Origin of the sequence: Variovorax stachyos, assembly GCF_051400855.1 — a bacterium.
Taxonomy (GTDB): domain Bacteria; phylum Pseudomonadota; class Gammaproteobacteria; order Burkholderiales; family Burkholderiaceae_C; genus Variovorax.
The window spans coordinates 135,900-150,889 of the sequence record NZ_JBLFFN010000005.1; the positions used below are offsets into that span (position 1 = coordinate 135,900).

The 14,990-nt window shown below is 67.3% G+C and carries 13 protein-coding genes and 1 tRNA gene; 9 read left to right on the plus strand and 5 right to left on the minus strand.

Going from position 1 to position 14,990, the window contains the following annotated elements:
• Positions 1–71 precede the first annotated feature (71 nt).
• The 5 genes from pheS (at position 72) to ACMGEZ_RS11075 (ending at position 4,608) form a co-directional block, all read left to right on the plus strand.
• The gene (gene pheS / locus ACMGEZ_RS11055; RefSeq protein ID WP_436822314.1) at positions 72–1,148 is read left to right on the plus strand and encodes a phenylalanine--tRNA ligase subunit alpha; all 1,077 of its coding nucleotides are present in this window, start codon (positions 72–74) and stop codon (positions 1,146–1,148) included.
• A gap of 22 nt (positions 1,149–1,170) precedes the next feature.
• Positions 1,171–3,609: a phenylalanine--tRNA ligase subunit beta gene (gene pheT / locus ACMGEZ_RS11060; RefSeq protein ID WP_436822315.1), complete on the plus strand. Its 2,439-nt coding sequence runs from the start codon at positions 1,171–1,173 to the stop codon at positions 3,607–3,609.
• Positions 3,610–3,614: 5 nt separating this feature from the next.
• Positions 3,615–3,977 (plus strand): integration host factor subunit alpha, encoded by a 363-nt coding sequence (locus tag ACMGEZ_RS11065; protein WP_436822316.1) that lies wholly within the window; start codon positions 3,615–3,617, stop codon positions 3,975–3,977.
• A 63-nt stretch (positions 3,978–4,040) separates the two neighbouring features.
• A complete protein-coding gene (locus ACMGEZ_RS11070; RefSeq protein ID WP_436822317.1) occupies positions 4,041–4,505 on the plus strand; it encodes a MerR family transcriptional regulator in 465 nt (154 codons plus the stop codon).
• Positions 4,506–4,531: 26 nt separating this feature from the next.
• Positions 4,532–4,608: transfer RNA gene (locus tag ACMGEZ_RS11075), tRNA-Pro, on the plus strand.
• 145 nt (positions 4,609–4,753) lie between these two features.
• Here ACMGEZ_RS11075 and ACMGEZ_RS11080 read toward each other — a convergent pair.
• From ACMGEZ_RS11080 to ACMGEZ_RS11100, 5 genes are all read right to left on the minus strand, one after another.
• Positions 4,754–6,118: an ABC transporter permease gene (locus ACMGEZ_RS11080; RefSeq protein WP_436822318.1), complete on the minus strand. Its 1,365-nt coding sequence runs from the start codon at positions 6,116–6,118 to the stop codon at positions 4,754–4,756.
• Complete coding sequence (locus ACMGEZ_RS11085) at positions 6,115–7,542, minus strand: ABC transporter permease (protein WP_436822571.1); 1,428 nt, start codon at positions 7,540–7,542, stop codon at positions 6,115–6,117. The genes ACMGEZ_RS11080 and ACMGEZ_RS11085 overlap by 4 nt, the downstream gene beginning before the upstream one ends.
• A gap of 116 nt (positions 7,543–7,658) precedes the next feature.
• Positions 7,659–8,417 (minus strand): ABC transporter ATP-binding protein, encoded by a 759-nt coding sequence (locus tag ACMGEZ_RS11090; protein WP_436822319.1) that lies wholly within the window; start codon positions 8,415–8,417, stop codon positions 7,659–7,661.
• Positions 8,418–8,436: 19 nt separating this feature from the next.
• A complete protein-coding gene (locus ACMGEZ_RS11095; RefSeq protein WP_436822320.1) occupies positions 8,437–10,587 on the minus strand; it encodes a TonB-dependent siderophore receptor in 2,151 nt (716 codons plus the stop codon).
• A gap of 134 nt (positions 10,588–10,721) precedes the next feature.
• Entirely contained in the window at positions 10,722–11,081 is a 360-nt protein-coding gene (locus tag ACMGEZ_RS11100) for a DUF2946 family protein (protein ID WP_436822321.1), read from the minus strand.
• A 268-nt stretch (positions 11,082–11,349) separates the two neighbouring features.
• On the opposite strand from ACMGEZ_RS11100, the gene ACMGEZ_RS11105 reads away from it, so the two are divergent.
• From ACMGEZ_RS11105 to ACMGEZ_RS11120, 4 genes are read left to right on the plus strand one after another with little or no spacing between them, the layout of a single operon-like run.
• The gene (locus ACMGEZ_RS11105; RefSeq protein ID WP_436822572.1) at positions 11,350–12,015 is read left to right on the plus strand and encodes a haloacid dehalogenase type II; all 666 of its coding nucleotides are present in this window, start codon (positions 11,350–11,352) and stop codon (positions 12,013–12,015) included.
• A gap of 5 nt (positions 12,016–12,020) precedes the next feature.
• Positions 12,021–13,118 (plus strand): phosphotransferase, encoded by a 1,098-nt coding sequence (locus tag ACMGEZ_RS11110; protein WP_436822322.1) that lies wholly within the window; start codon positions 12,021–12,023, stop codon positions 13,116–13,118.
• Positions 13,115–14,455 carry an aspartate aminotransferase family protein gene (locus tag ACMGEZ_RS11115; protein ID WP_436822323.1) on the plus strand — a complete coding sequence of 447 codons (1,341 nt, stop codon included), beginning with the start codon at positions 13,115–13,117 and terminating at the stop codon, positions 14,453–14,455. The genes ACMGEZ_RS11110 and ACMGEZ_RS11115 overlap by 4 nt, the downstream gene beginning before the upstream one ends.
• A gap of 33 nt (positions 14,456–14,488) precedes the next feature.
• Complete coding sequence (locus ACMGEZ_RS11120; RefSeq protein WP_436822324.1) at positions 14,489–14,989, plus strand: Lrp/AsnC family transcriptional regulator; 501 nt, start codon at positions 14,489–14,491, stop codon at positions 14,987–14,989.
• The last annotated feature ends 1 nt before the right edge of the window (position 14,990 follow it).

Below are 14,990 nucleotides of genomic sequence, written 5' to 3' on the forward strand. Positions count from 1 at the left end.
GCGCTTGAAAGGGCTCCAGCCCTTTTTTATTCGCATCACCGGCCTCTTTTCTCTCACGCTCAAGAATTTCCATGAACGAGTTGGACTCCCTGGTCGATACCGCACGTGCAGCCTTCGCCGAAGCCAAGGCACCGGCCGAACTCGAGAATGCCAAGGCGCAGTTCCTCGGCAAGGCCGGCCGAATCACCGAGCTGATGAAGGGCATGGCTGCGCTGTCCGTCGACGAGAAGAAGTCGCGCGGCGCCGCGATCAACGTGGCCAAGCAGGCCATCGAGGCTGCGCTGGCCCGCCGCCGGCAGCAACTCGCCGACGACGAGCTCGCCGTCCAGCTGCGCGCCGAGGCGCTCGACGTGACGCTCCCCGGCCGCCGCCGCGCCGGTGGCGGCCTGCATCCGGTGAGCCGGACGATGGAGCGCATCGAAGCCATCTTTTCGAGCATGGGCTTCGACGTCGCCGACGGGCCCGAGATCGAGAGCGACTGGCACAGCTTCACCTCGCTCAACAATCCGCCGAACCACCCCGCACGCTCGATGCAGGACACCTTCTACGTCGACATCGACGGCGAGGACGGCATTCCCTACAACCTGCGTCCGCACACCAGCCCGATGCAGGTGCGCTACGCACATCAGCACATCAAGAAGTACGCGGCCGAGTTCGCGGCCGCAGCGGCCGACACCACCGGAACCGTCAAGGCGCCCGAGATCCGCGTGATCGCCCCTGGCCGGACCTACCGCGTCGACAGCGACGCCACGCACTCGCCGATGTTCCACCAGTGCGAAGGCCTGTGGCTGGGCGAGAACGTGAGCTTCAAGGACCTGAAGGTCATCTTCACCGACTTCTGCCGCACCTTCTTCGAGACCGACGACCTGGTGCTGCGCTTCCGGCCCAGCTTCTTCCCTTTCACCGAGCCGAGCGCCGAGATCGACATCCAGTTCCAGACCGGGCCGTTGGCCGGCCGCTGGCTCGAGGTGTCGGGTTCGGGCCAGGTGCATCCGCAGGTGGTGCGCAACATGGGCCTGGACCCCGAGCGCTACATCGGCTTCGCCTTCGGCATGGGCCCGGACCGGCTCACCATGCTGCGCTATGGCGTGAACGACCTGCGCCTGTTCTTTGACGGCGACCTGCGGTTCCTGAGCCAATTCCAATAAATAGACAGAACGAGAACGCGAGATGCAATTCCCTGAGTCCTGGTTGCGCGAGTTCTGCAACCCGCCCATCGACAGCGAGACGCTGGCCGAGACGCTCACCATGGGTGGCCTCGAGGTCGAGGAGCGCCGGCCGGCAGCGCCCCCCTTCAGCAAGGTCGTGGTCGGCGAGATCAAGGAGGCCGCGCCGCACCCCAATGCCGACAGGCTGCGCGTGTGCCAGGTCGACGCGGGCCAGGGCACGCTGCTGAACATCGTGTGCGGCGCACCCAATGCGCGCGCAGGCATCAAAGTACCGTTGGCACTGGTTGGCGCCGAGCTGCCTCCGGGCGAGGACGGCCAGCCCTTCCAGATCAAGCTCGGCAAGCTGCGCGGCGTCGAAAGCCAGGGGATGCTGTGCTCGGCGCGCGAGCTCAAGCTCAGCGATGACCACGGCGGCCTGATGGAGCTGCCGGCCGACACGCCGGTCGGTGCCGACGTGCGCGAGCTGCTGAAGCTCGACGACACCCTGCTCACGCTCAAGCTCACGCCGAACCTCGCGCACGGCCTCTCGGTCTACGGTATTGCGCGCGAGCTCGCGGCGCTGACGGGCGTGCCGCTCAAGACCCCGCCGATCCCGCCGGTGGCCGCTGCAGTGCCGGACAAGCTGCCGGTCAAGGTCGAGGCCCCCGACCTGTGCGGCCGCTTTTCGGGCCGCATCGTCCGCGGTGTCGACACCAAGGCCGCCACGCCAGCCTGGATGGTCGAGCGCCTGGCGCGCTGTGGCCAGCGCAGCGTGTCGCCGCTGGTCGACATCTCGAACTACGTGATGTTCGAGTACGGGCAGCCCAGCCACATCTTCGATCTGGACAAGATCAACGGCGGCCTGGTCGTGCGCTGGGGCAGGGCGGGCGAACAGCTCAAGCTGCTCAACGGCAACACCGTGACGCTGGACGAGAAGGTCGGCGTCATTGCCGACGAGCGCAGCCAGGTCGAGTCGCTGGCGGGCATCATGGGCGGCGATGCGACCGCCGTTTCCGACGACACGCGCAACATCTACGTCGAGGCCGCCTTCTGGTGGCCCGAGTCCATCCAGGGCCGGGCACGCCGCTTCAACTTCTCGACCGACGCGGGCCACCGCTTCGAGCGCGGCGTCGATCCGAGCCGCACCGTCCAGATCATCGACCGCATCACCCAGCTGATCGTCGAGATCTGCGGCGGCCAGCCTGGCCCGATCGACGACCAGACCTTGCGCCAGCCCGAAGCCAAGCCGGTCACGCTGCGCGTCGAACGTGCCGCGCGCGTCATCGGGATGCCGCTGACACAGGCGCAGTGCCGCAACGCTTTGCGCCGGTTGGGCTTTCCCGTCGAGGAAGGTGAGGGCACGCTGGTCGTCACCCCGCCACCGCACCGTTTCGACCTGTTGATCGAGGAAGACCTGATCGAGGAGGTTGCGCGCCTCGTCGGCTACAACAACCTGCCTACCACGCCCCCGCTGGCGCCGATCACCGCCCGTGTGCGCCCCGAGTCGCAGCGCAGCAACTTCGGCGTGCGTCATCGGCTCGCCGCGCTGGGTTACCAGGAGACGATCAACTTCAGCTTCGTCGAGGCGCACTGGGAACAGGAGCTCGCGGGCAACGCCAACCCGATCAAGCTGCTGAATCCGATCGCCAGCCAGATGAGCGTGATGCGCTCCTCGCTGATCGGCTCGCTGCTCCAGGTTCTGAAGTTCAACCTCGACCGCCGCGCGTCGCGCGTGCGTGTGTTCGAGCTGGGGCGCGTGTTCCTGCGCGACCACACGGTCGCCACCACCGACAGCACCGTCAAGGGCGTGCATCAGCCGATGCGCGTGGCCGGCCTGGCCTGGGGCGACCCTGAGGCCGAGCGCTGGGACGGCAAGCCGCAGCGCGCCGACTTCTTCGACATCAAGGGTGACATCGAGGCGCTGCTGGCGCCGCGCGTGGCCACCTTCGAGGCCACCGAGCATCCGGCGCTGCATCCGGGCCGTGCCGCGCGCGTGCTGCTCGACGGCCGGCCGGTGGGCGTCATCGGCGAGCTCCATCCGCGCTGGCGCCAGCAATGGGAGTTCCCGCAGCCCCCCGTGCTCTTCGAACTGGAGCTCGATGCCGTCATCGCGCGCCCGATGCCCGTGGCTCGGCCGGTGCCCAAGCACCAGGCGGTCGAGCGCGACATCGCCGTGGTGGTGGCGGAAGCCGTCACCCACGACGCGCTCATGCGCACCATTCGCGGGGCTGCCGACCCGGCGCTCCTGCGCGACGCGGTGCTGTTCGACATCTATCGCCCGCCGGTGGGCCGCGACACACCGGTCGGTCCCGGCGGCCTGGCACACGGCGAGAAGAGCATGGCCGTGCGCCTGCGCTTCAACAGCGACGCGGCTACGCTGACCGACGAGCAGGTCGAAGCGGCAGTCGCCGCGATCCTCGAACAACTGAGCGCGCGGCTCGGCGCGCATTTGCGGGTATGAAGCTCATGGATTTCACGCTTGAAGCCCTGGAAACGCCGGCGCTGACCAAAGCGCACCTGGCCGATCTCCTGTTCGAGCAGATCGGCCTCAACAAGCGCGAGTCCAAGGACATGGTCGAGGCCTTCTTCGACCTGATCGCCCGCAGCCTGATCGAGGGCACGGACGTGAAGATCTCGGGCTTCGGCAACTTCCAGATCCGCGTGAAGGCGCCGCGCCCCGGGCGCAATCCACGCACCGGCGAGGCCATTCCGATCGGCGAGCGGCGGGTCGCCACCTTTCATGCCAGCGCCAAGCTCAAGGAGCAGATCCAGGGCAGCGCCGGCGACGAGGGCCCGCAGGAAGTGGAATGGAGCCTCGGCACCGAATAGTTCTTGGCCCTGTGCCTGCCCTGGAGTAATCTCTAAGGTTGTTCTCGCACCGCCTTGATTTCAATGGAGAAAACGCTCCTGCCGCCCATCCCCGTCAAACGATACTTCACGATCGGTGAGGTGGGCGAACTGTGTGGGGTCAAACCGCACGTGCTGCGCTACTGGGAGCAGGAGTTCACTCAGTTGCGTCCCATGAAGCGGCGCGGCAACCGCCGCTACTACCAGCACCACGAGGTGCTGATGATCCGCCGCATCCGCGACCTGCTCTATGACCAGGGCTTCACCATCAGCGGGGCGCGCAACAAGCTGCAGGAGATGGTGCAGTCGGAGCGCGATCGCCGCAAGGCCGGCGAGGTGCCGTTGGAAGGTCTCGAGGCGGTCGAGATCGACCAGGAAGAGTTCGACGCCGCGCTCCAGGAAGACCTCGACGCATCTCGCAGCGCCGGCCCGGCCATCGACCCGTCGCAGCTGCTGCGCCTGAAGCGCGAGCTCTATGAAATTCGCGAACTGCTGGGTCCGAACCACTGAAAGCCCCAGGCTATAATCGCGAGCTTCGGTGTGTGGCGCAGCCTGGTAGCGCACTTGCATGGGGTGCAAGGGGTCGAAGGTTCGAATCCTTTCACACCGACCAACAAAACGTCCAAGGGCGTCCGGTTTCATCCACCGGACGCCCTTTTTCATTGGCGAATCGCGTCCGGAGGCATACGCTGAAATCCGGTGACTGCCGGGCCAAGTAGCTCGCGCGAACTCGGCGGCTTGCCCATCGCACAGCCTTCTCAACCCTGCGTCGGGCGCACGCGGCCGGCTGCGCCTGCGCCCAGCAACAACGCCACTGCGCCCATCAGCAGCAAGCAGAGCAACTGACCGGCAGGCGCTTGCGCCGGCTGGACCGATGGGCTGAAACGTGGCTGCGCGGCAAAGTCCTGCGCGCCGAAGCGCATGTCGTTGAACAGGTAGGGGTAGTAGAAGGTGCGCAGCCGGGTATGAAATTCGGCGATGCGGTCCTGGTAGGCCAGCTGCGCCTGCAAGTCGGTGTCGGCCTGGCGATGCAGCGCGGCCTGCACGCCGACGCCCGGCAGCAGCCAGCCCAGCCGCGAGGTCCAGCGCTGGCGCGAGCGCAGTCCTTCGCGGTAAGCCGCCACCTGTGGCGCCACACTCTCGTCGCCGAGCTGCTGGAAGGCGTAGTACCACTTCCAGTGAAAGCCCGAAGGAAGCGGCGCCGTGTGCCGCCACTCCGGGTGCGTACGGAAGAATTTCTCCATCGTGGCTTCCGGCGGCAGGTCCCATGCGCCGTGCACGGCCTGACGCTGCGCCAGCATCAACGCCACGCCCTGGTGCACCGGCACCGCGCGCGCGAGCACGGCATTGGCGACTGTCGGCAGGATGAGCGTCAATACGGCCCAGCAGCCCATGAGTGCCGTTGCGTTGGCGGCCGAGCTTCCGCTTCGCGTCGCGACGATCAGCGCCAGCCCGCTCCAGACCGCGAGGTACGCGGCCGTGACTAGCAGCACGGTGCCTACGGCCGCGGCGGCAGTCTCGCTGGCCAGAGCACCGGCGAGCACGGGCAGCGCCAGGCAGCCGAAGACCAGCATGGCGCGCAGACCCGTACGGCGCAGCCACAGACGGCGGCCGGCGCCGGGCATCGCCAGCAGCGTGCCCAGTCGGCCCGAGCGGCGTTCGCCCGAAACCAGGTCGTACAGCAGCGCGATGAGGAACAGCGGCGCCAGGTACACCAGCACGAAGGCGAAATCGAAGCGTCCGGCCAGCGCCAGCTCGGGGTTGAAACTCTCGCCCTCATGCAGTTGGGCCTGCAGCGCCAGCGCGCGCACGCGCAGCACGTAGGGGGCGGCATCGCGCAGGCCGAGCGCGAGGAAGGCCGTGCGAGAAGGATCGTCCCAGGTGCCGTGAAAGGTGTAGTAAGCGGAGGAACCGGCGTCGCCGCCGTCGACGTACTTGCGCGCCTGCGTGGCCAGTTCCTGTTCCTGCAGCCCGGCCAGGCGCTCGATGGTCTGCCGCTGGCGCTCGACTTCGCGCATGCCCGAGAGCACCGCCAGCGCCGACAGGACCAGCAGCAACGCCAACGCAGCGATCGCCAGCTTCGAGCGCACCAGAAGGCGCAGTTCATGGGCGAGCCAGCTCATCGCGTGACCCTCCCGAGATGGTGCGTCGCCCACACCAGCAAACCGGCGAGCACGCCCAGCCAGAGCAGCAGCACACATGCGGCGGGCACCGCTCGGCGCAGCGTTTCGACGGGCGATGCAGCCTCGTAGCGAAACTCGGCAACGCCGTGCCAGTGAGCGTGGCTGATGCGGCTGTCGCGGCTGGAGCGGTCGGCCGCGAAGCTGAGTTTCTCGGCCTGCAGACGGTTGAGCTCTTGCACCAGACGATAGCGATGGCGCTCGCCCTGCTCGACAAAGCGGCGATAGCTTTGCAGATCGGTGCCCGCGGCGGCCATCGACAGGCGGCGCAGCGCGATCACCGGACTGAGCAGCGCGAAGGCGTCGACGCGGCGCAGCTGTGCGGCCTGGCGCTCGAAGTTCGCATTGGCGTAACGATCGAAGAGCGCGCTGGTGAGCCGTTCGCCTTCCATGCCGAGCAGGCCCTTGTAGTTGACCGGAAGGTCTTCCACGCGAGAAACGCCGTACTGCGCGAGCACCTTTTTCTTGAAGCCGGCGAAGTAGGGGTCATCGGGATCGTGGCTGTCGCCCAGCGCGGCAAGGTCTCGGCTCACCGCAATGTCGGTCTCGAACCGCGTGGGCAACGCCAGCGCCGAGGCCGCGAGTTCGGGCGCCAGCCGGGGCACGAGCACCACGCTGACGGTCCATAGCGCGAGCAACGCGACCAGGGCGTCGCGTCCGCGCGCGAACCGCGCTGAAAGGCCGACGACACCTGCCACCCAGATCAGCAGCCACAGCCCGTAGCCCGCTGCCATCGCGGCCACCAGGCTGGCGGGCGCCGGCGTGGCGGCGCCGATCCATAGCAGCGCCAGCAGCGCGGGGAGCAGCGCCGCGGCCGCCACGCCGCTCAGGGCCAGCAGCTTGCCCGCCACGATCTGCCGAGGGCGGACCCCTTGCGCGAGCAGCACGCGCAGCGTGCCCGATTCACGCTCCCGCGCCAGCGCCGCATGGCCGACGAAGATGAGCAGCAGCGGCGCCAGCACCTGCAGCACGAAGGCCGGGGTGAGCTGGCCGAAGCGCAGCAGCAGTGACGACTGCCGCACGTCGCCGAAATTGGCGCTGTTCTGCCGATGCCCTTCGAGGAAGAGCGTGTGGCCGGTGTAAGCATCCACCCCAGGATCGAAAGCGGCCAGCGGGTTGAGCGGCCGGAAGACGAAGTGCCCGAAGTGCACCATGCGGTGCGGGTGCCGGTCGGGCTGGGCCTCGAACTCATGGTCCACCTGCGCCTGGTGGCGCGCGCGTTCGGCATCCGTCGCGCGGCGCTGTTCCCATGACGTGAGGGTGGCAACAGCCGTCAGCAGCAACAGCAACGCGAGGCCGAGCACCGCGACGCGGTCGCGCCGCAGCAGGCGCCATTCCTCGCGCGCGATGCGCAATGCAGCGTTCACTGGAGCACCTTCGCCTTCGGCTGCGGTGCCATTCGCCTTCGGAGCGGCCGTGCGGCTCACTGGAGTACCTTCGCCTTCGGCTGCGGTGCTATTCGCCTTCGGAGCGGCCGTGCGGCTCATTGCTGCGCCTCCTGGCCCGCGTAGCGCCGGTGCAGTGCACGCACGTCGAAGCGTTCGGCTCCCGACGCGGCGACCTCCTCGATCACCCGGCCGCGGTCGATGAAGCCGATGCGATCGGCCATGTCCGCCGCGCCGAGCAGATCGTGCGTCACCATGAGCACGGCCACCCCCTGCGCGCGCAGCAGCCCGAGGATGCGGCTGAACTCGGTCGTGGCCTGCGGGTCCAGGCCGGAAGTGGGCTCGTCGAGCAGCAGCGCCGGCACCTTGCGTGCGAGCGCCAGCGCAATCGAGACCTTTTGGCGCATGCCCTTCGAGAATCCGGACACGCGCCGCCCGTGCGCGGCGGCGTCCAGCCCGGCGCTTGCCAGTGCCTCGTCAATGGCCTGCGCGCCGGCGGGTTGGCCGGCGAGGTGAAGCAGGTAGGCCACGTTCTCGCGCGCGCTCAGGTGCTCGTAGAGCGCCACGTTCTCGGGTATGTATGCGAGCTGGCGCCGCGCGCCCGTCGGGTCCGCCACGGGGTCGGTGCCGTTCACGCGCACGCTGCCGCTCGCGGGCTTCACGAACCCGAGGAACAGGCTCAGCGTGGTGGTCTTGCCGGCGCCGTTGGCACCGAGCAGTGCATAGATTTCACCGGCGCCGACCGTGAGGTCCAGCCCGTGCAGGATGGTGTGGGCGCCATAGCCGGCGACCACAGCGCTGGCTTGCAGGACGGGGTGATTCGCGCGCGGCAGTGAAGAAGGATCGGACTGGGTCATGGTCGGTACTCCCTCGCGTTCAGAACCTGGCCTGCAGGCCGACGGTGATGGTGCGTGGCGTCCCAGGCGTCACCCACACGCGGCTGTAGGAGCTCGCGTAGTAGGTCTTGTCGAAAAGGTTGTCCACGTCCAGGGTCAGCCGCAGCGAGGGGTTGAGGCGCCAGTAGGCAACCAGCTTGGCCGTGGTGTAGCCGGGCAAGTCGAAAGCGGGCGTGCCGGCATTGGCCTCGGCTTGCGTGCGGGCCTGGCCCAGGCGCTTGCCGACGTGCGTGATGCCGCCGCCGATGCCATAGCGCTGCCCGTTTGCAAGGGCGTTCTCGTAGACCGCGAGCACGCTGCCGTTGACCTTCGGCACATTGAGCAGGCGCCCGCCGACTTGGAGGCTGTTGTCCTTTGCGATCTCCACGTCGTTGAACACCAGGCTGGCATTGACGCGCCAGTTCGTCGTGACCTGGCCGGCAAAGTCGAGCTCGAGGCCGCGGCTGCGGATCTCGCCAGCGGAGACCCAGTAGCCGGTGTTCACCGGATCGGAGGTCAGCACGTTGCGCTTGCGAATGTCGAACAGCGCGGCGGTCGCGCCAATGCGCTGGTCCGCGCTTTGCCACTTGGCGCCGAGCTCCAGCGCGCGGCCGGTTTCGGGCTTGAAGCTGTTGGCCGCGAAGTCCGTTCCGACGTTCGGCCGGAACGAGCGGCCCACGTTCGCATAGAAGGTCCACAGCGGCGTGGGCAACCAGCTCAGGCCGATGCGCGGCGAGGTGGCGGACGGATCCTGGTCTTCCGTGATGTTGGTGCGGCGGTTCAGCAGCGATTGCCGGTAGTTGTCCACGCGCACACCGGCAACCAGCCGCCATTCGGGTGCGAGCTTGATCGCATCCTGCACGTAGAACGCGTTGCCGCGCTGATGCTCCAGCGTGTCGGTGCCCGCCGTCGGCGTGGGCCGTGCCTGCCCGTAGATCGGGTTGTAGATGTTGATGGCGTACGGCCGCGCGGCGGTGGGATTGGCACGCAGCATCACCGTATCCATCGTGAAGCGGAAACTCTCTACGCCGAAGAGCAGCTCGTGCTCGATGTTGCCCGTCTGCACCTTGCCCTGCAGTTCCGCCTGCAGGGCCGTGTCGTGGGAGTCGAAGTCGCGAAAGCGCCGCTGGCGCGTCAGGTTGCCATTGGCCTGCAGCGCGTTGGCTTCGGTGGCAAAACCGTTGATCGAGGTCTCGCGGTACGAAAGACCGACCCGGCTGCGCCAGTGGGTGCTCCATTCGTGCGACAGGACGAACTGGTGCGTGTGGTTCTCCACGGTCACGTCGCCATCCGCCGGCTCACCGAGAAAGCGGCTGCGCGGAATCGCACCGAGCTGGTTGTTGACCGCGACCACGCCGCGGTCCAGCGGCGTCTTGTGCCGCAGCACCTCGCCCACGTACTCCAGCACCGTGTCGCGGCCGAGCTTCCAAGTGAAAGCAGGCGCAATCACCTGGCGTTCTGCCCGTACGTGGTCTCTGAAGCTGCCGCGCTCTTCCACCGCGGCGTTGAGCCGGTAGGCGAAGTCCTTTCCGACAGGGCCGGTGCTGTCGAATGCGCCGCGTTTCAGGCCGTGGCTCCCGGCATAGCCTTCCACCGAATGTGCAGCGTTCCAGAGCGGCCGCTTGGACACGATGTTGAGCGTGCCTCCAGGCTCGCTGCTGCCATAGAGCGCTGCGGCCGTGCCCTTGAGAAATTCGATGCGCTCGACGCCCGCGAGATCCCGCGGGGCATTGAAGCCGCGATTCGACGAGAAGCCGTTCAGCAGCGTGGCCATCCCGGTGCTCTCGTTGCCGGGCAGGCCGCGGATCGCAATGTTGTCCCACAGCCCGCCGAAGTTGTTCTGGCGCGAAACACCGCCCACGTAGTCGAGCACGTCGTCGAGCTTGGTGGCGCCCAGGTCGTCGATGGCCTGGCGCGTGACGATGCGCACCGATTGCGGCAGTTCGCGCAACGGCAGTTCGGTCTTGGCGCCCGCGGCTTCTTCCGCGTGATAGGCGCCTGATTCGGTGCGGCCGATGACTTCGATTGTCGACAGCTCGGCCGCAGCCGGCGCTTCCGTCGATTGGGCGGACACGGATCCGGCGAACAGCGCTGCAAGCGCGACGGCCAGGGGAAGGGGCGCACCGGGCGCGGGACGTTGAAGGGAGATCATGAGCAGACTCGAGAAGAAAACGGAGAGCGCAGCGGCGCGCCCGCAAGGGCGGGCGCACGCCGCACGTGCCGCGCGGCGTCGGGTCGGGCGACGCGACCGCGCAGCGGGCAAAGGCACCGCCGGAGCGGCGGACTTCAGGAGTCGGTGTGAGGCGGGTCGCGCGAAGCGAAGCGCCAGCGGCCGGCGGCCGGGACGAATGTCTCCGGTGCGCGCGGTCGCGGGGTGTCGGCTTGCCAGGCCGTTGCATGGACGGTTGCCGGCGATGTGAGCGCGGCGCCCAGGTGCGCATAGGCGAAGCACCATGCGCATGCGCCGTGGGCCTCCTCGCCATGTTCCGAGGCGTCGGCATCTTCGTCCGCCCCGTGCGCCGACCATGCCGCAACCGTGGTCTGCTGCAGATGCTCCGCCTCGTGCGCAGGCATGCCGATGACCGTGTTGAAGAACACGGTCAACAGCAGCAGTCGAACAAGGACGTGGCGCAGGAGCAAGGGCATGGGGGAGCCGGGAATCATACTGTCCAGCCCGATGTCGCTCGCGCCATTGCAGGCGCAGAGCATCGAGCGAGGCCGCCAGTGCCGTGGAGTCGAAGCAGGAGACGGAGCTTCCGCGCCGAGCTGATCGGGACCCGCGAACTGCACCACTCAAAAATGCCAGGCCCCCTCCAGATTGACAAAGAAACTGCTTGGGTTCGGCTGCGATATGGCATCTCCTGCAATGGGTGCAACCCTAGACTCTTTGCATCTCAACGCAGCGGGTCAAGCCATGATCTTCAAACCCAAATTCATCAGCTTCGATTGCTATGGAACGCTCATCAACTTCGAGATGGGCCCGACGGCAAAAGTCCTGTTCAAGGACCGTGTGCCGGCCGACCGGATGCCGGCGTTCCTGGACAGTTTTCGCGCCTATCGCCTCGACGAGGTACTGGGCGACTGGAAGCCCTTTTTCAATGTCGTGGAGAACTCCATCCAGCGTGCCTGCAAGGCCCATGGCATCGAATGCCTGGCGTCGGATGCAGTCTCCTTGTACGACGCCGTGCCGACCTGGCAGCCTCACCCGAACGTGGTCGAGGTGCTGGAGGCGATCGCGCCGCACGTGCGGCTGGTGATCCTGTCGAACTCGATGGTCGAACTCATCCCTCACAGCGTTGCGCACCTCAAGGCCCCTTTCTACGCGGTCTACACCGCCGAGGAAGCGCGCGCGTACAAGCCGCGCATGCAGGCCTTCGAGTACATGTTCGACCAGCTGAAATGTGGGCCCGACCAGATGATGCATGTCTCGTCGAGCTTCCGGTATGACCTGATGACGGCGTCTGACCTGGGCTTCATGGCCAAGGCCTTCATCGACCGGGGTCACGAGCCGACGTCGACCGAATACGGCGTGAGTCGCCTGACCGATGTTCGTCAGCTTCCTGCACTGCTCGGACTCTGATGCTCATGCTCGACCCTCACCTTGGACCTCAGGCGGCTCCGCCTGAGAGCCGCCTGAGCGAGGCCGCGACGCTGAGCACTCCAGCGCCCGACCTGGCGCCGGCCGAGGTGCAGGCGCTGGTGGCGCGTCTCTACGGCATCGACGGCAGCGTGATGTCGCTGGCCGGCGAGCGCGACCAGAATTGCGCCGTGGAAACGGCCGATGGCACGCGCTACGTGTTCAAGATCAGCAACCCATCGGAGCCGGTGTCGCTGGTCGATTTCCAGATCGCCGCCCTTGAACATATCGCCCGGACATCGCCCAGCCAGCCCGTTCCCCGCGTCGTGCGCACGCTCGACGGACGTGCGCGTGACACCGTGGAACTCGCCGACGGCGCCCGGAGCACCGTGCGCATGCTCACCTACCTGGAAGGCATCCAGATCCGGGAGACACGGCGCACGGCCGCTCAGCGCGCGGCGATGGGCAAGGGACTGGCCGAACTGGACCTCGCGCTGCAAGGCTTCACGCACCCTGCGGCCACGCACGACCTGCTGTGGAACGTGTCGGCTGCGCACCGGCTGACCGTCCAGCTCGACAGCCTGGTCGAAAAACCACGCCGCACGCTGGCCCAGTCGTTCATGACGCGCTTCACCGACCATGTGCTGCCCCTCCTGGCGTCGTTGAGGTCGCAGGTGATCCACAACGACTACCACCTCTACAACGTCCTGGTGGCGCCGGACGACCAGGCCCGCATCACCGGCATCATCGACTTCGGCGACATGCTCCATGCGCCACTGGTCGGCGAAGTGGCGACGGCTGCCGCCTTCCACATGACGGGCAGCGCCGACCCGTTCGACGGGCCTGCGCAATTCATCGGTGCCTACCAGGCCGTGCTGCCGCTGACCGAGTTGGAGCAGGACATCGTCGCCGACCTCATGGCCACGCGCCACCTCATCACTGCATTGATCTCGGAGTGGCGTGCCTTGCGCTATCCCGAAAACCGCGCCTACATCATGCGCCACAACCCCGCCGCCTGGGAGGCGCTGTCGCAGATGGCAGACCTCTCCCGCCACGACGCGCGCGACCGCTTATTGACCCCGACACGAAACGGAACCTCTTCATGAAAGCCACCGCTGACTTCAACATGGTCAACGCCTACATCCCCGGCCGTGCCGACCTCGGGCCCGCCACGGAGGCAATGATCGAGCGGCGCAATGCGCTGCTCGGCCCTGCCTACCGGCTGATGTACGAACACCCGCTGCACATCGTGCGAGGTGACGGCGTGTGGCTGATGGACCCGGAAGGCCGCCGCTATCTCGATGTCTACAACAACGTCACCTCGCTCGGGCACTGCCACCCGGCAGTGACCGAGGCGATCTGCCGCCAGGTGAACACGCTCGCGACCAACACGCGATACCTCCACGACACCATCCTCGAGCTGGCCGAGCGCCTGCTCGCCAGCGTGCCCGGCACGGAGCTGGCCCACCTGATGCTGACTTGCACGGGCAGCGAGGCCAATGACCTCGCGTATCGCATCGCCAAGGTACGCACTGGCGGCACGGGTGTGATCGTCACCGACACGGCCTACCACGGCATCACCGACGCCGTGTCGCAGTTCTCGCCATCGCTGGGCGTGACCGTCGACCTCGGACCGCACGTGCGCCTGGTGTCGGCCCCGCGCCTGTACCACGCCGAAGGCGCCGACCTCGGCGAGCGCTTCACGCGCGACGTCGAGGCGGCCATCGCCGACCTGCGGCGCCACGGCATCAAGCCAGCGGCGTTGATCGTCGATTCGCTTTTCACCAGCGACGGCATCCTGCCCGAGCCTGCGGGCTTCCTGAAGGGAGCGGTGGAGGCGATCAAGCGCGCCGGCGGCCTGTTCATCGCCGACGAGGTGCAGCCCGGCTTCGGACGCACCGGCGAGCACATGTGGGGCTTCCAGCGCCACGGACTCGTTCCGGACATCGTCACGCTGGGCAAGCCGATGGGCAACGGCCAGCCGATCGCCGGCCTCCTCGCGACTGCGGATGCCCTGGCGGAATTCGGCAAGAACTCGCGCTACTTCAACACCTTCGCCGGCAACACGGTCTCATGCGCGGCAGCCCTGGCAGTGCTGGAGACCATCGAGCGCAGCCGGCTGATGCCGCACGCAGCCAAGGTCGGCAAGGTGCTGCTCGACGGCATCGCCGGGCTCGCGACGAAGCACGAGGCCATCGGCGACGTGCGGGGGGCCGGGCTCTTCGTCGGCGTCGAGCTCGTCGCGGACCGGACGACGCGCGCGCCGGACCGCGGCATTACCAGCCGGGTGGTCAACCTGATGCGCGACAAAGGCGTGCTGCTCAGCGCATGCGCCCAGGGTCACAACGTGCTCAAGATCCGCCCGCCCCTGGTGCTGTCGGCGGAGCAGGCCGGCATGGTGATCGAGGCGCTCGATGAATCGCTCACGCAGGCAAAGCGCTAGTCGCGGGGCCAAACCTGACAGTACGATCGCCCCATGAGATCAGCAGTCTTGTTCGACCGGTTCGACCTCAAGATCATGACGCATCTCCAGCGCGAGGGGCGCTGCTCGAACGTCGACCTGGCCGAGTCGGTAGGCCTCAGTCCCAGCCCGTGCCTCCTGCGCACCAAGCGTCTGCAGGAGACCGGGCTGATCCGCGGCTACAGCGCCGACATCGCGCTGGAAAAGCTGGGGGAGCACGTCGTCGTGTTCTCGGAGGTCACCATCAGCAGCCACCGACCTCATGATTTCCGGAAGTTCGAGGAAGCCGCCGCGAAGTACGAAGAAATCGTCGAGTGCTACAACGTCAGCGGCGGCTATGACTACCTGCTGAAGATCGTGGCGCCGGGTGTCGGCTATTTTCAGGCGCTGATGGACAAGATGCTGGATGACGACATCGGCATCGAGCGCTTCGCCAGCCGGGTCGTCCTGCGCCAGTCGCTGGACCGCCGCGGCTATCCGCTGGGCATCATCGCCAACCAGAAGCGATGGGCGTGAG

What these genes read in the sequence shown, in the direction of transcription:
- pheS (WP_436822314.1), top strand. Translation starts at nt 72, where the DNA reads ATGAACGAGTTGGACTCCCTGGTCGATACCGCACGTGCAGCCTTCGCC.
- pheT (WP_436822315.1), top strand. Translation starts at nt 1,171, where the DNA reads ATGCAATTCCCTGAGTCCTGGTTGCGCGAGTTCTGCAACCCGCCCATC.
- ACMGEZ_RS11065 (WP_436822316.1), top strand. Translation starts at nt 3,615, where the DNA reads ATGGATTTCACGCTTGAAGCCCTGGAAACGCCGGCGCTGACCAAAGCG.
- ACMGEZ_RS11070 (WP_436822317.1), top strand. Translation starts at nt 4,041, where the DNA reads ATGGAGAAAACGCTCCTGCCGCCCATCCCCGTCAAACGATACTTCACG.
- ACMGEZ_RS11080 (WP_436822318.1), bottom strand. Translation starts at nt 6,118, where the DNA reads ATGAGCTGGCTCGCCCATGAACTGCGCCTTCTGGTGCGCTCGAAGCTG.
- ACMGEZ_RS11090 (WP_436822319.1), bottom strand. Translation starts at nt 8,417, where the DNA reads ATGACCCAGTCCGATCCTTCTTCACTGCCGCGCGCGAATCACCCCGTC.
- ACMGEZ_RS11095 (WP_436822320.1), bottom strand. Translation starts at nt 10,587, where the DNA reads ATGATCTCCCTTCAACGTCCCGCGCCCGGTGCGCCCCTTCCCCTGGCC.
- ACMGEZ_RS11100 (WP_436822321.1), bottom strand. Translation starts at nt 11,081, where the DNA reads ATGCCCTTGCTCCTGCGCCACGTCCTTGTTCGACTGCTGCTGTTGACC.
- ACMGEZ_RS11105 (WP_436822572.1), top strand. Translation starts at nt 11,350, where the DNA reads ATGATCTTCAAACCCAAATTCATCAGCTTCGATTGCTATGGAACGCTC.
- ACMGEZ_RS11110 (WP_436822322.1), top strand. Translation starts at nt 12,021, where the DNA reads ATGCTCGACCCTCACCTTGGACCTCAGGCGGCTCCGCCTGAGAGCCGC.
- ACMGEZ_RS11115 (WP_436822323.1), top strand. Translation starts at nt 13,115, where the DNA reads ATGAAAGCCACCGCTGACTTCAACATGGTCAACGCCTACATCCCCGGC.
- ACMGEZ_RS11120 (WP_436822324.1), top strand. Translation starts at nt 14,489, where the DNA reads ATGAGATCAGCAGTCTTGTTCGACCGGTTCGACCTCAAGATCATGACG.